Source organism: Haladaptatus sp. HS23 (assembly GCF_056892285.1).
In genome coordinates this window covers 180,903-193,929 of record NZ_JBXGLH010000009.1, presented here as the reverse complement: position 1 = coordinate 193,929, position 13,027 = coordinate 180,903, and the positions used below count along the sequence as shown (strand labels likewise).

Genomic DNA, 13,027 nt, shown 5'->3' with positions numbered 1-13,027 from the left:
TGTCCTAAATCTCCCGGTCGCGGACGTGTTCGACCGTCACGTCCGCGTCGCCGACCAACATTCCTTCGATGGTTTCGGCGACCAGCCTCGGGTCGCTGTCGCCGTTCACTTTCGCGATACTCCCCACGGAGTTCGGATTGAACGGCACGTCGAGAGCGGCGTAGATTGGGTCGAGAACCCCCGATATAACTTCGTGGTCCTCCACGATGACGACGCCGGAGACGAGCGCCGCACCGGTTCGAACCCGCTGTGCGATTCCGGCGACTTTTCCCTTCCATTGGAGCGAATAATCGCCCGGACAGAACGACCCTTCGGGTTCACCGCGCTGGGCCGGAACGCCGAATCGCCAGAACGCACGTTGAAGCGCCTCGGTCGTTTCGGCGTAGCGTTCCTCCATTCCGGTTCGCATGTCGGAGAGTGGAACCGTTTTGGCGAACGTCATCGTGCTCCCTGTGTACGCGACGGCACGACCGCCGACGCTCCGCTCGAGCGGTTCGAAATCACACGCTCGCGCGATGGATTTCGCCACGTTGTACTTCTCGGCGCGGGCGTCCCGCCGTCCGAACGCTATCTGCCGATGTGGCGCCCAGACACGAACCGCCGGTTCACCCGTGTCCGCCGTTTCCGTGAGCATCGCGGCGGTGACCTGTCGGTCCTCGTCCCGAGTTTCCGCCCGACCACGAAGCACGCGCATAGCGTTCCATTGGACCCGATGTATGTAAACGCTCCCGGTCGAAACTCATCCCATGGTCGGGCTTTCCCCGGAAGTGTTGTCACGCTATCCTCGCTTTTCGGTCTACAACTCGCCGTACGTCGCCCACGACGACGGCAGTGCCATCGACCTCTATCCCGACAGCGGGGAGCCACGGACGCCGCTCGCGCCGAGTCCCGTCGCCGGAGAGGTGGTCGAAACCCGGGCGGTGACGGCCCCGTCGAAACCGTACGCCGTCGCTCACGACCACCTCATCGTGGTCGATACCGGCGACTACCTCGCCCGGATGTTGCACGTCGCACCGTCCGTGGAACCGGGAGATACGGTCTCGGTCGGCGATTCGTTGGGTGAACTGATTCGCTCCGGCTTCTTCGCGCCGTGGGTCGCAAACCACATCCACCTCGGTTTCCGGGAACGCGGAACGAACCCCGTCCGCGCCTCGGGGTCGCTTCCGTTCGACGTTCCAGTCGAAACCGAACCCCTCGCGTGGGACGGCACGGGTCGCGTCGTCGAGACGGGCGAGACGTTCGTGGTTCTCGATTCGCCGACCCATCCCGCTCCCGGCGAGCGGTTCGCGGGAATCGAGGCCGTGGTCGGTGAGGACGGAACCCGCGTGGTGGTCGATGGCGGACTGCCGCATTACGAGGGAGGTGGCGTATTCCGTACGGCGGATTCGCGGGCGGCACCGCCGCGAGACGATGGGGCGCTCCGCATCCCGGATTCGCGGGCGGTCTCTCCGCGAGATGGTGAATCCGCTCCCGTTTCACTCCTCGGCACGCGTATCGGGCGGGCGGACGGCCGCACCGTTACGTGGGACGACGTGGAAATCCGTGCGAACGGGGAACCGATTACCGGCCTCTCGCTCTTCGTGTCGCTGGAGCAGTTCGGCGCGAAACTCGTCTGTCCGACCCACGACTTTTCGGTCGACGACTCGATTTCGGTGAGCGTTCGCTGAACTCCGTTTTGGCTTACTCCGCGCGATTTCGATGCTCGTCTTTCAGTCTCTGGTATCGCTCATCGTCGCGAATCTGGTCCCATTCTCGTTTAAAAACCTTCGCAGCCTCCCGTTTTTTCGGGTCGGCCCACCGTCGCGGTTCGCGTTCCTCGCCGTCGTCGTACTTCTTCCCGCCGGGATACTTCGCGTAGCGCATCGCCCGCGTGAACCCCATCTGGCAGTACTTTCGCGCCATATCCATCCCCACGAAGTCCCCCTCTTCGCGGTACGTTTCGTACTTTTCAAACAGCTTTTTCGCGGATTCTCGGGCCGACTCGCCGTCCGCGTACGACCAGTGTGGCAACAGTTCGGATTTGTACGGTTCGACTTTGAACACACCCTTCTCACTTCCGTCGATTTCGTACTTTTCGACGTACTTCTCGGGATGCTCGCGGTAGTTCACGTCGTCTTCGGGGTCGTCGGCCATCACTCGAACTCGACGTCGTCCAGTTCGACGCCCTCGCCGAACAGCCACGCCGCGTGTTCGACGGCGTAGTCGCGGTGGTCCTCCTCGATGTAGCCGACGGCGTCTTCAACGATGACCGGTCTGAAGTCGCGCAGTCCGGCGCTTCCGGCGGTGTGGAGGACACAGACGTTCGCCAGCGTTCCACAGAGGAGCAGGTTGTGAATCCCGTGGGCGTTCAGATACCCTTCGAGGCCGGTCTGATAGAAGGCGTCGTAGGTGTACTTCGTGACGACGTGGTCCTCCTCGCGGACGTCGAAATCGTCCACGATATCTGCCTCCCACGACCCTTCCACGACATGTTCGCCCCAGCGCTCGAACTCGTCGTAGTAGTGGTTGCCTTCGAACTGCTCCGGCGTGTGCACGTCGCGGGTGAAGACGACTGACGCGTCGGCCGCCCGGGCGCGCCCGAGGAGGTCCCGAATCGGGTCGATGACGGTTTCGCTGGCCGGTGCGTACAGGCTTCCGTCGGGGTGACAGAACCCGTTTTGCATATCGACGACGACGACGGCCGTCGAGTCGGAATCGAGGTTCATACTCGGGGATACGGTCGGTTTTCACGAAACGGTTTCGTCCGTTCGGAAGCGCCCTTCATTCCGATTCCTTTTCAAGACCTTTTTTACATCAGGGTCCTAGCTTGCAGCCACGAGAATGCGAACGATTACCGTAGTTGCCCTCGCCCTCATGCTCGTCCTCGCCGGCTGTTCGCAAGCCCCGGGAACGAAGACGAGTACGACCACGAGCGGCCCAAACGTGACGCAAACGACGGAGAACCCCGGTACCGAGGTGTCCGGGCCGGACACGAACGAGGCCATCCATCCCGCGGACCCAAAATCAGACGTTCTCGGCTGGGAGAACGGTTATTGGTACAACGAAACCCTGTCGATAGACCAGAGTGACGGGCTGAACAAGTCCGAAATCGGTGCCATCGTCAACCGCTCGATGGCCCGCGACGAGCGGATTCGGCAGTTGGAGTTCAAAAAGAGCGTTCCGGTCAAAATCGTCTCCCGGAAGCAGTTCCAGAAGGACCAGAATAGCAACAACGTCTCGGCGAACCGACGGCTGTTCGACAACGCGAAGTACGAGTCGCTGTTCATGATCGGCGAATCGACCGACTCCATCGGCGTGCAGAACACGAACTCCGGGACGTCCATCGGCGGGTTCTACAGTCCGTCGAAGGGGTCCATCGTGCTGGTCTCGAACAACAACGAGAACCTGCACGTGAGCGAGAGTACGCTCGCACACGAACTCATGCACGCGCTACAGGACCAACACTTCGACCTCACGTCGTTCAACCAGTCCACCCGCGAGCGACACAACGCCATCGATGGCCTCCTTGAAGGCGAGGCGAACAACATCGAAGCCATCTACAGCAACCGGTGTCGGAACGCGTGGAAGGGAACGTGTCTCTCCGACACCACGGGAAGCGGCGACGGCGGCGACGGACTCGCCAACATCGGACCGTATCTCATCAAATATCAGCCCTACAGCGACGGTCCGGCCTTCGTCCGCCACGTTCGCAAGCAGTCCGATTGGGAGGGCGTCAACGACGTTTACTCGAACCCGCCCGCCAGCACCGAACAGATAATCCACCCGAACAAGTACCCCAACGACGAACCGGCGACGGTTTCGGTACAGGATTCGACGAGTAACGGCTGGACGCGGCTACAACCCGAGGGACGACCGAACTACGGCGAAGTCGGCGAAGCCGGTCTCTTTGCTATGTTCATGTATCCCTACTACGAGAGTCAGGGGAGTACGCAGATAATCCCTGCAAACGATTTCTTCAACCGGAACTCGGAGGGTAACCTCCGGAAGGTCGACCCGCTCAACTACCAAAGCAAACCCACGAACGGGTGGGACGGCGACAGAATCGTCGTGTACACGAACGACGACGGGCCGAAAAACGAGACCGGTTACGTCTTCAAGACGAAGTGGGACTCGAAGAAGGACGCCACGGAGTTCGTGGACGCCTACGAGAAACTGCTCAACTATCACAACGCAAAATCGGTCGACGGCAAGGAGAACACGTGGACGGTGCCGGACAGCACCGGATTCGGCGACGCCTTCTCGGTTCGCCAAAACGGTAACACCGTCACCATCGTGAACGCACCGACGGTTTCGGACCTCTCCGACGTTCACGGTTCCGCCGCGTCGTAATCCATACGCACCTGCTTTTCCCTTTCACCCTACTCCCATGTCGTAACTCTCACGTTTTTCCGCCTCTCGACACCGACGAATCCGGTTCTTTTTCTCTCTCGCCGGGAATACCCCGGATATGCAAGACAGGTGGTTCGCGTGAGCGACCGATTCGACGTGGTTCCCGAGGAGTCGATTCGAGACGGAACCGCGACGGACGCCTACTTCCTTCGCACCGAAACGACGCTCGAAGCCGCCGGGAAGAATCCCCACGTCGTCGCCGAAGTGACGGCGGACCAGTTCCCGACCGGCGAGTTCGAACTTCTCTCCGGCGTGAAAGACGCCGCACGTCTCCTCGAAGGACTCCCGATAGACGTGGACGCGATGGCCGAGGGACGACTGTTCGACGGCGGTCCGGTCATGTCCATCGAAGGGAGCTATCTCGATTTCGCGCGATACGAAACATCGCTGTTGGGCTTTCTCTCCCACGCGTCCGGGATGGCGACGAGCGCGCTCGATGCGCGACTCGCGGCCCCCGACTCCGTCGTCCTGAGTTTCGGCGCGCGCCACGTCCACCCGTCGATTGCCGCCGTCGTCGAACGCTCGGCCCTCATCGCGGGGCTCGACGGCTTTTCACACGTCGCCGCGGGCGAGGTGCTCGGACGGGAACCCGGTGGAACCATGCCCCACGCCCTGTTGCTCTGTTTCGGCGCGGGCAATCAGGAGGAGGCGTGGCAAGCGTTCGACGCGGCGGTCGGCGAGGAGGTGCCACGGGTCGCGCTCTGTGACACCTTCTCCGACGAGAAAGACGAGGTACTCCGCGCGGCGAACACGCTCGGTGACGATTTGGACAGCGTCCGTATCGACACCACCGGGTCGCGGCGCGGTGACTTCGAACACATCCTTCGGGAACTCCGCTGGGAACTCGATTCCCACGGCTTCGAGGACGTGGACATCTTCGCGAGCGGCGGCCTCGGACCGGACGAACTCCGTCATCTCTCCGACATCGTGGACGGGTTCGGCGTCGGAAGCCACATCAGCAACGCCGAACCGGTCGATTTCGCGCTCGACATCGTGGAAGCCGATGGCGAACCGATTTCGAAACGCGGCAAACTCTCCGGCCGAAAACAAGTGTATCGGACCGACGAGGGCGGCCATCACGTCGGTCTCGCGCGCCACGAGGCAGCGGGCGAGCCGCTGCTCCAGCCGTTGATTCGTGACGGCGAACTGGTGCGGGAGTTCGATATCGACGCCGCTGCTCGTCGGGCTACTGAAGACGCGACGGCAGTCGAATTCTGAGTTATATCCGCTCGATGCTACCTTCCGGTTCTCGCTCCCGGAAGACGGGACCATCGACGAGCGTTACCATCACGTCGTCGTCCTCCCACGCGCCGTGGGGAAGTCCGGCCTTTCGACACGTTCGGTCGAGGTACTCGAACGTGCTCCAGTTGTGTTCGACGGGGAGTGTCGGATACATCCACGCTCGGCTTCCGTGACCCTCGACGGCGACTCCGTGTCGACCAAGTCGAATGTCGTTAGCCGGGTCGTTGCTCACCATCGTGTCCTCGACGATGAAGACGGAGATGTTGAGGTTGGACAACTCGGCGGGTTCGATTTCCGACCCACAGGAATCCTCGCTCGCGGCCGCGATGGCCGAATCCACGATTGCGTGCCCTAACTGTTCGCTCGTGTCGTAGGCACCTGCGCACCCGCGTAGGCTTCCGCGGCCACGGGTGGATTCGAGCCGGACGAAGACGCCGGTGCGCGCGTAGAACGCCTCGCGCATGCTTCCCGGCTGTTCTCGTTGTCCGTTGATAACGTAAGAATTGACTGCCTCGCGTGCGAGTTCGACCGCTCGCGTGCCATCCTCATAGGTGAGGGTTACTGCCTGTGCCTCAGACATACAGATATCTTATGCACAGTAACATCTTCAACGCTTCCCTTCATCCTGGCTGGCTTTAAGCGGACGTGACTATCCGTATCGAACGGCTTAAACGCGTGCAATGGCTAGTTTTCTTCGGCAGAGGGAGCCCGGTTTCCGCGGTGCGCGCGACAATCGTCGCGTGCGGACGGTACCGATTACGGTACCTACGTGAGGAAAGTCCCCCCACCAACCGGGCAGGCAACCGGACGCAAGTCCGGAGTGGGAGACCACTGGCTCTGGAACAGAAACGAGACCACTTCGCGCGACCGATGAGGTGTGCGAACCGACCCGAGAGGGAAGGGAGTTAACCCACCGAGGGAAGCGCGGTGACGTACTGTCACCGCGCAACGCGTGCTGACGCTGTCAGCACGTCGACCGCGAAGAATGGGTGGAACGGTGAATCCTTGCCGGTGCAAGTCCGTGCCATATTGGTAGCCCGGTCACGTGTCGGAACCTCCGACACGCCTCCGGACCACATCCGGAGATGGTTCGGACGCTAAGCCGAATACTGGGCCGAACAGAAGGGGGCTTACTCCCCTCAGCCGTCATTCATATTCCGAACGCGACTGCCAGTAATGCGACCCCAGCGAGTATTTCTATTGCCACGACCGCCAAGGCGGCGCTTGCTTTGATGTACGTCATGCTGCCCAGTTCGGGCAACGGTAGCTTCCCCAATAAGTAAGAACGATGGTTATGCACAGTTTCCTGATTCAACGGAAAAATAACGAATTGAACGGTTCAGAACCGTCAAATGTCGGTTCGAAACGTCTGCTGGAACGAATGGGAACGTCTGACATCGCCGTTCAATCCGTCATTACCGCTCTCGAACCGACCAGAAAAATCCACTATTAGGTGCTGTATAAGAATCTTCAGTTCGAGTCGCCCGTTTCGGCCGTCGTTTCCGAAGGCGGAAGGTTTGATAGTACGACGAACGAAACGATACCAATGAAGTGGCGCGCGTGCTTGCTCATCGTCTGTCTCGTCCTGTCGGGCTGTGCCGGTACGCAGTTCGGCCGCGTGACGACACACACGGTGACGGATGGCCCTACCACGGGAGAGACGGGAACGGAAACCGTGACAGGATCGGGGATGGGAACGGTCGCGGACCTCTCGAACCCGTGGGGCGGTCCGGTGACGGTCGCCATCAACGACAGTGTGGACGGTTCGCGCGACTACAGCGCGGACGTTCGGCAGGCACTGGACTACTGGGAACGCAACAGCGAGCAGTACGCGGGCTACTCGATTCAGTACGATTTCGCCCCGAACGCCGAGAACCCGGACCTCGTCATCAACTTCGTCGATTCCGTCGAGAGCTGTCCCCGCGTGAACCACGCCGTCGGGTGCGCGCCGTACATCACCGATGCGGCACAGATTTCACCGCCGATGCAAATCGACGTGGACGATTCGTTCTCGGACGAGTCGACCGTCCTCATCCTGAAACACGAACTCGGACACACGCTCGGGTTGAACCACAGTTCCGCACCGCAGTCCATCATGGCCGCCGAGGCCGCACTCGCCTCCCAACCCGTGACGGACGCGACGGACCGCGACCTGCCGTGGGCCGACGCGTCGTTCACTGTCTATCTCGGCCGGACGGCGGACCGACCGGCCGTGAAACGGCAGGTCCGCCACGCGCTCGATTACTACGCCGACGGTGCGGCCGGAACCGTCCCCTCGAACGTCTCGTTTACGTTCACTGACGACCGCTCCGCCGCGGACATCCTGGTTCGCTTCCCCGACAGTCTCCCATGCAGTCCGGGAACGACCGGTTCCTGCGGCGGCGTCCGCGGAACCGACCCGGACCAAGACGGCGCGCTGGAGGAGTACGACCGGTTGACGATTTCGATTTCGGGCGTCGATACGGCCGCCGTCGGTTGGTACGTCGGCTACTGGTTGGGCTACGGATTCGGACTCGAAGAGCCGGAACTCGCACCTCCGTTCCAACACGCTTCCGCGCGCGAGCGACGAAGCGAGTGGTGGACGTAGACCCGTTTGAAAACTACCCCTCGAACCCGTCTTCCCACCGGAAAGTGCACGTTCCACCTTTTTACTCGTCGGTTCGGCTTTGCCGACCACTCCTCGCAAAAATCTGGACCAAAAATCCCGCTCGCACGGGAAGACAACCCGTGTCTTCCCCACCCTCGTTCGCGTTGTCGCCAGCGCTCCGCGCCGGCTTCCAGCGGGACCGCAGGTCCCGCCCGACTCACGAGGACTCCACTCTCTCGCGGTACTATCGCTCGAAGACTACCCCTCGAACCCGTCTTCCCACCGGAAAGTGCCGTTTCGTTGGACGACGTCGCCGTCGATTTCCATCCGTGACTCCTCGCTCATGTCGGTTATCATGTCGATGTGGACGGCGCTGTCGTTGCCCGTCTCACCCTCGGGAAGGCAGGCGTCGTAGGCGCGTCCGACCGCGAGGTGGACCGTATCTCCCATCTTCTCGTCGAACAGGACGCTGTCGGTGAAGCGGTCGATGCCGCGGTTCATCCCGATGCCGAGTTCGCCGAGTCTGCGCGCACCCTCGTCCGTGTCGAGAATCTCGGATAGCACGTCTTCGCCGGTTTCGGCGCTGAAGTCCACGACTTTCCCGTCCTCGAACGTAAGGTGGACGTTTTGGATGCGACTTCCTTGGTGTGTCATCGGCACGTCGAAGAACACCTCGCCCTCGGTCGCGTGCGGTGCCGTGAACACCTCGCCGCTGGGGAGGTTGTGCGAGTCGTAGGTCACCGACGCACAGCTGTTGACCGCGGTTCGGTCCTCGATGGACATCGTGAGGTCGGTGTCCTCCTTGACGATTCTGACCTCGTTCCCCTCGTCTAACAGCGTCTTCATTTTCGCCATCTCCTCGGCCAGCGACTCCCAATCGCGGAGGACGGCGCTGTACACGAAGTCCTGATACTCCTCGTAGGCCATCCCCGCTTGCTGTGCGTGGGCGCGGGTCGGATGCAGCGTCGAAATCCAGTTCGTCCCGAGCCGGGTCTCTCGAATGAGCGCCCGCGCTTTTTCGTACGCCTGCTTCGTCTCCCCCGGCACGTCGGCTTTCCCCATCGTGTTTCGACTCCCCCTGAGAACGAGTACCACGTCAGCGCGCTCGTACATCGACAATTCGGGTTCCGGGTTTTCATCGAAGTCACCGTCGTGTGCCCGGAGGTACGCACGCATGATTTCGTCGGACCTGTACAGGGTCAGTAGGTTCGCGTTTCGTTCGCCCAACTTCTCGCCGACGGCGACGGCGAGGTCGTGTGTCCCCTCGTCGACCATGACGACGACGTCGTCGCCTTCTTCGACCCGTGCGCTCCAATCGACCAGTACTTCGGCGTGTTCGTGAACTCTGTCGTCCATACCACGACAGTTGGAGACTGGTAGAAAAGTCCTCGTGGTTTGCGACGCGAGGGCCGTCTTCGACCGCTCTCTACGGGAAGACGAGGACCGTCGCGTGTTCCGTTTCGAGCACTTCGACTTCCTCGCCGCCTTCGGCGCGGTACTCCTCTTCGATTTCGACCCAGTCGCCGTCGAGGGTGACTTCCTCGCCCGCGGCGTCCAGCGTGATTTCGCCGTGGGTGTCCAACTGCGCCTTGAGTTCGGCGGGGTCCGTCGATTCGAGCGCCCCGACGACCGCCCCTGCCTTGTCGCGGAACTTCGGTCCGATGGACGAGTGGTCGGGGTCGACGCCGACCGGCGCGAGTTCGACGTTCGGTCGTCCCTCTTCGAGGTAGACCGGGCCGTTCACCGCTTCGCTCAGGTCGTAGGTGTCGGGATGGCGCTCGGCGTCGGCGTACAGTTCGATGCGGCCGAGTTCGCCGTTGAGGGCTATCCCTTCGTCGGACTTCCACGCCCTGACTTCGCTCGCGACTTCCGCGATGATTTCTCCCGCGAGTTCGGCCTCCTCGTCGTGCATCTCGACGTCCGGCCACGAGGCCAGATTGACGCTCTCCTCGGTTCCGGGGAGGTAGCTGTAGACCTCCTCGGCGAAGAATGGCGAGAAGGGCGACAGCATTCGAGCGACGGACGAGACACACGTGTACAGCGCGTGGCGGGCGGCGTTACGTTCGCCCGGCCGTCCCTCGTAGAGGCGGCCCTTCACCAGTTCGAGGTAGTCGTCCGCGAGGTCCTCCCAGACGAACTCACGGAGCGTTCGAAGCGCCCGGTCGTAGCGATACTGCTCCATGTCGTCGGCCACGCTTTCCGCGGTGTGTGAAAGCCGGGACAGAATCCAACGGTCCGCGTCGCGGTAGGCCGGGTCGCTGACGTTCGGCGTGTTCTCGTCGAAGTGGTTCGTCGAGAACTGGAGGATGTTCCAGATTTTGGTGAGGAACCGCGAGGCCGACGTGGCTTCCTTCGGCTGGAACTGGACGTCGCTTCCGGGTTGGCCGCCGAGGACCAACGCCTGTCGAACCGAGTCGGCACCGTACTCGTCGACGGCGTCCGTCGGCGTGACGACGTTGCCGCGGGACTTGCTCATCTTGTTGCCGTCCGGGCCGAACACCATGCCGTTGATGAGGATTTCGTCCCACGGACGCTCGCCGGTGAGTTCACCGATGCGGAGGAGCGTGTAGAACGCCCACGTTCGGATGATGTCGTGCCCCTGCGGGCGGAGCGACACCGGTTCGAACTCGTCCAAGTCGAGGTCCTCGGGCCATCCGCTGATGTGAAGCGGCGTGATGGACGAATCCATCCACGTGTCCATCACGTCGGTTTCGCCCGTCCACGCGTCCGCACCGCACTCGGGACAGTCGCCGATTGCGGGGTCGGTTTCAGTCGGGTCGACCGGGAGTTCGTCGATGTCGGCGATGTGCCAGTGGCCACACTCTTCGCATTCCCACGCGGGAATCGGCGTGGCGAACACGCGCTGGCGGGAGATAACCCAGTCCCAACTCATGCCGTCCGCCCACTCTTCGAGGCGGGAGTACATGTGTTCGGGAATCCACTCGACTTCCTTCGCCTTCTCGACGATTTCGTCCGAATCGACCTCGACGAACCACTGTTCCTTCGAGAGGATTTCGATGGGCGTGTCACACCGCCAGCAGGTGCCGACGGACTGCTCGGTGGGTTCCGAATCGTTCAGGTACCCCTCCTCGGCGAGGGCGTCGGCGACTTCCGTCTTCGCCTCGTCGATGGTCAGGCCCTCGAACTCACCCGCGAGTTCGTTCAGGTGGCCGTCCTCGGTGAACACTGGACGAAGGTCGAGTTCGTGTCTGGCCCACCAGTCCACGTCCTGTTTGTCCCCGAACGTACAGATCATCACCGCGCCGGTTCCGAAGTCGCCGTCGACGTCGTCGTCGCCGACGAGTTCGATTTCCTGTCCGAACAGCGGGACTTCGAACGTCTCGCCGATTCGGTCGGCGTAGCGTTCGTCCTCGGGGTCGACGGCCATCCCGACACACGCCGCGAGGAGTTCGGGACGGGTCGTGGCGATTTCTATACCGTCGTTGTCCACACCCTCGAACGTGACGTAGTAGAGCGTCCCCGTCCGGTCCTCGTTCTCGACTTCCGCGTCCGCGATGGCCGTCTCACAGCGCGGACACCAGTTGACGGGGTGTTCGTCACGGTAGACGGAGTCTTCCATCTCCACGAACGAGCGCTGGGTCTTCCCCCAGTATTCGGGGTCCATCGTGCGGAACTCGGCGTTCCAGTCGATGGAGAATCCCAACTCGTTCATCGTCTCCTTCATCGAGTCTATCTGCTCTTCGGTGTGCTCGATACAGAGGCGGCGGAACTCCTCGCGGGAGACTTCCGTCCGGTGGATGTCGTGGTTCTCCTCGACTTTCACTTCCGTCGGAAGCCCGTGGCAGTCCCATCCCTGCGGGAAGAGGACCTCCTCGCCCTTGAGGCGGTGATAGCGCGCCGCGAAGTCGATGTAACTCCACTGGAGTCCGTGCCCGATATGGAGGTTGCCAGTGGGGTACGGCGGCGGCGTGTCGATGACGTACTCCAAGTCACCGTCGGGAGTGTACACGTCGGAGCCTTGCCACTCTTCCCGCCACTTTCGCTCGATACGCTCTGGTTCGTAGTCGCTTGGAACGTCAGTCATGGCTGCAAATTGCTGTCGCTGAATGGTGAATCGGTGAGAAACACTATCGGCTCGCCGCCTGCGCTAGAGACGTACTACCGACACCATCGCGCTCATACTTGTGACTCTGAGTGTGGGCGCTGATAAAGGTTCCCGTCCATTTCCCGTCTGAATCAACTTCGAACGGTCCGATACGTCCGGAGGAGGACGAGTCCTCCCATCGTCGCAAGCGCGGTGATGACCGCGTACAGGAAGTTCGGGAAGTGGTTGAACACGAACAGGAAATACGGTATCGAAATGAGAACGACTAACACACAGAGGAGGGCGATAACGAGGTTCAATCGCAAGACGATTCTATCCTCATCCATACCCCTTATTCACCTTCCGTACTGTTATTTGTTTGGTCCAACAATGAAAATAATACTCTCTGCCTCATTGTACATTCATATTGATTAGGAAAAAATTCTATAAACGTAGAATTTCATTTTATGCACTAGAAATATGAATCCGGAAACACGTAAGAGGGTTATCGTCCTCCTTCTGGTCCTCCTTCTCATCGGTGTCATCGGCGGGTTGGCTATCAGGCCGACCGTTGCCGCGCACTCCGATTCGAAACGGAATACGGTCGCGAACGCCAATACGCTCGGTGTTTACCCCGACGGTTCTATCGATATGGTCGGTCTTCTCGACGCCGATTTCGCTCTCGTCTCGACCGATTCGAAGGCTGTGTGACGGGGTGGGTCCCCTGCCATCCATCGTTCGCCGATTCGATGTGTACGACCGAA

12 protein-coding genes and 1 other RNA gene are annotated in these 13,027 nt (G+C 61.3%); 6 read left to right on the top strand and 7 right to left on the bottom strand.

Going from position 1 to position 13,027, the window contains the following annotated elements:
* Positions 1-4: 4 nt before the first annotated feature.
* Positions 5-694, bottom strand: coding sequence for a lipoyl protein ligase domain-containing protein (locus tag AC1XDK_RS22040; RefSeq protein WP_483352122.1), 690 nt, complete (start codon positions 692-694; stop codon positions 5-7).
* A 52-nt stretch (positions 695-746) separates the two neighbouring features.
* On the opposite strand from AC1XDK_RS22040, the gene AC1XDK_RS22035 reads away from it, so the two are divergent.
* A complete protein-coding gene (locus AC1XDK_RS22035; RefSeq protein WP_483352121.1) occupies positions 747-1,667 on the top strand; it encodes a DUF8155 domain-containing protein in 921 nt (306 codons plus the stop codon).
* 13 nt (positions 1,668-1,680) lie between these two features.
* Here AC1XDK_RS22035 and AC1XDK_RS22030 read toward each other — a convergent pair whose 3' ends face one another.
* Positions 1,681-2,133 carry a DUF4385 domain-containing protein gene (locus AC1XDK_RS22030; protein ID WP_483352120.1) on the bottom strand — a complete coding sequence of 151 codons (453 nt, stop codon included), beginning with the start codon at positions 2,131-2,133 and terminating at the stop codon, positions 1,681-1,683.
* On the bottom strand, positions 2,133-2,705 hold the full coding sequence (locus AC1XDK_RS22025; RefSeq protein WP_483352119.1) for a cysteine hydrolase family protein: 573 nt from the start codon (positions 2,703-2,705) through the stop codon (positions 2,133-2,135). Before AC1XDK_RS22025 ends, AC1XDK_RS22030 begins: the two co-directional genes overlap by 1 nt.
* Positions 2,706-2,820: 115 nt before the next feature.
* Here AC1XDK_RS22025 and AC1XDK_RS22020 point away from each other — a divergent pair, with 115 nt between their 5' ends.
* Positions 2,821-4,329 (top strand): Hvo_1808 family surface protein, encoded by a 1,509-nt coding sequence (locus tag AC1XDK_RS22020; RefSeq protein WP_483352118.1) that lies wholly within the window; start codon positions 2,821-2,823, stop codon positions 4,327-4,329.
* Positions 4,330-4,467: 138 nt separating this feature from the next.
* Positions 4,468-5,607, top strand: a complete 1,140-nt coding sequence (locus AC1XDK_RS22015) for a nicotinate phosphoribosyltransferase (RefSeq protein WP_483352117.1) — start codon at positions 4,468-4,470, stop codon at positions 5,605-5,607.
* 1 nt (position 5,608) lies between these two features.
* On the opposite strand, the gene AC1XDK_RS22010 is transcribed toward AC1XDK_RS22015, so the two are convergent.
* Complete coding sequence (locus AC1XDK_RS22010) at positions 5,609-6,211, bottom strand: TIGR00296 family protein (protein WP_483352116.1); 603 nt, start codon at positions 6,209-6,211, stop codon at positions 5,609-5,611.
* A 116-nt stretch (positions 6,212-6,327) separates the two neighbouring features.
* Between AC1XDK_RS22010 and rnpB the strand changes: the two genes are divergently transcribed.
* An RNA gene (gene rnpB, locus AC1XDK_RS22005) (RNase P RNA component) lies at positions 6,328-6,776 on the top strand.
* 401 nt (positions 6,777-7,177) lie between these two features.
* A complete protein-coding gene (locus AC1XDK_RS22000) occupies positions 7,178-8,218 on the top strand; it encodes a matrixin family metalloprotease (protein ID WP_483352115.1) in 1,041 nt (346 codons plus the stop codon).
* 258 nt (positions 8,219-8,476) lie between these two features.
* Here the strand turns inward: AC1XDK_RS22000 and AC1XDK_RS21995 are convergent, their stop codons facing one another.
* From AC1XDK_RS21995 to AC1XDK_RS21985, 3 genes are all read right to left on the bottom strand, one after another.
* Positions 8,477-9,574, bottom strand: coding sequence for an aminopeptidase (locus tag AC1XDK_RS21995; protein WP_483352114.1), 1,098 nt, complete (start codon positions 9,572-9,574; stop codon positions 8,477-8,479).
* A 70-nt stretch (positions 9,575-9,644) separates the two neighbouring features.
* On the bottom strand, positions 9,645-12,263 hold the full coding sequence (locus AC1XDK_RS21990) for a valine--tRNA ligase (protein ID WP_483352113.1): 2,619 nt from the start codon (positions 12,261-12,263) through the stop codon (positions 9,645-9,647).
* A 152-nt stretch (positions 12,264-12,415) separates the two neighbouring features.
* The gene (locus AC1XDK_RS21985; RefSeq protein WP_483352112.1) at positions 12,416-12,610 is read right to left on the bottom strand and encodes a hypothetical protein; all 195 of its coding nucleotides are present in this window, start codon (positions 12,608-12,610) and stop codon (positions 12,416-12,418) included.
* A gap of 133 nt (positions 12,611-12,743) precedes the next feature.
* Between AC1XDK_RS21985 and AC1XDK_RS21980 the strand changes: the two genes are divergently transcribed.
* Positions 12,744-12,974 (top strand): hypothetical protein, encoded by a 231-nt coding sequence (locus AC1XDK_RS21980; protein ID WP_483352111.1) that lies wholly within the window; start codon positions 12,744-12,746, stop codon positions 12,972-12,974.
* Positions 12,975-13,027 lie beyond the last annotated feature (53 nt).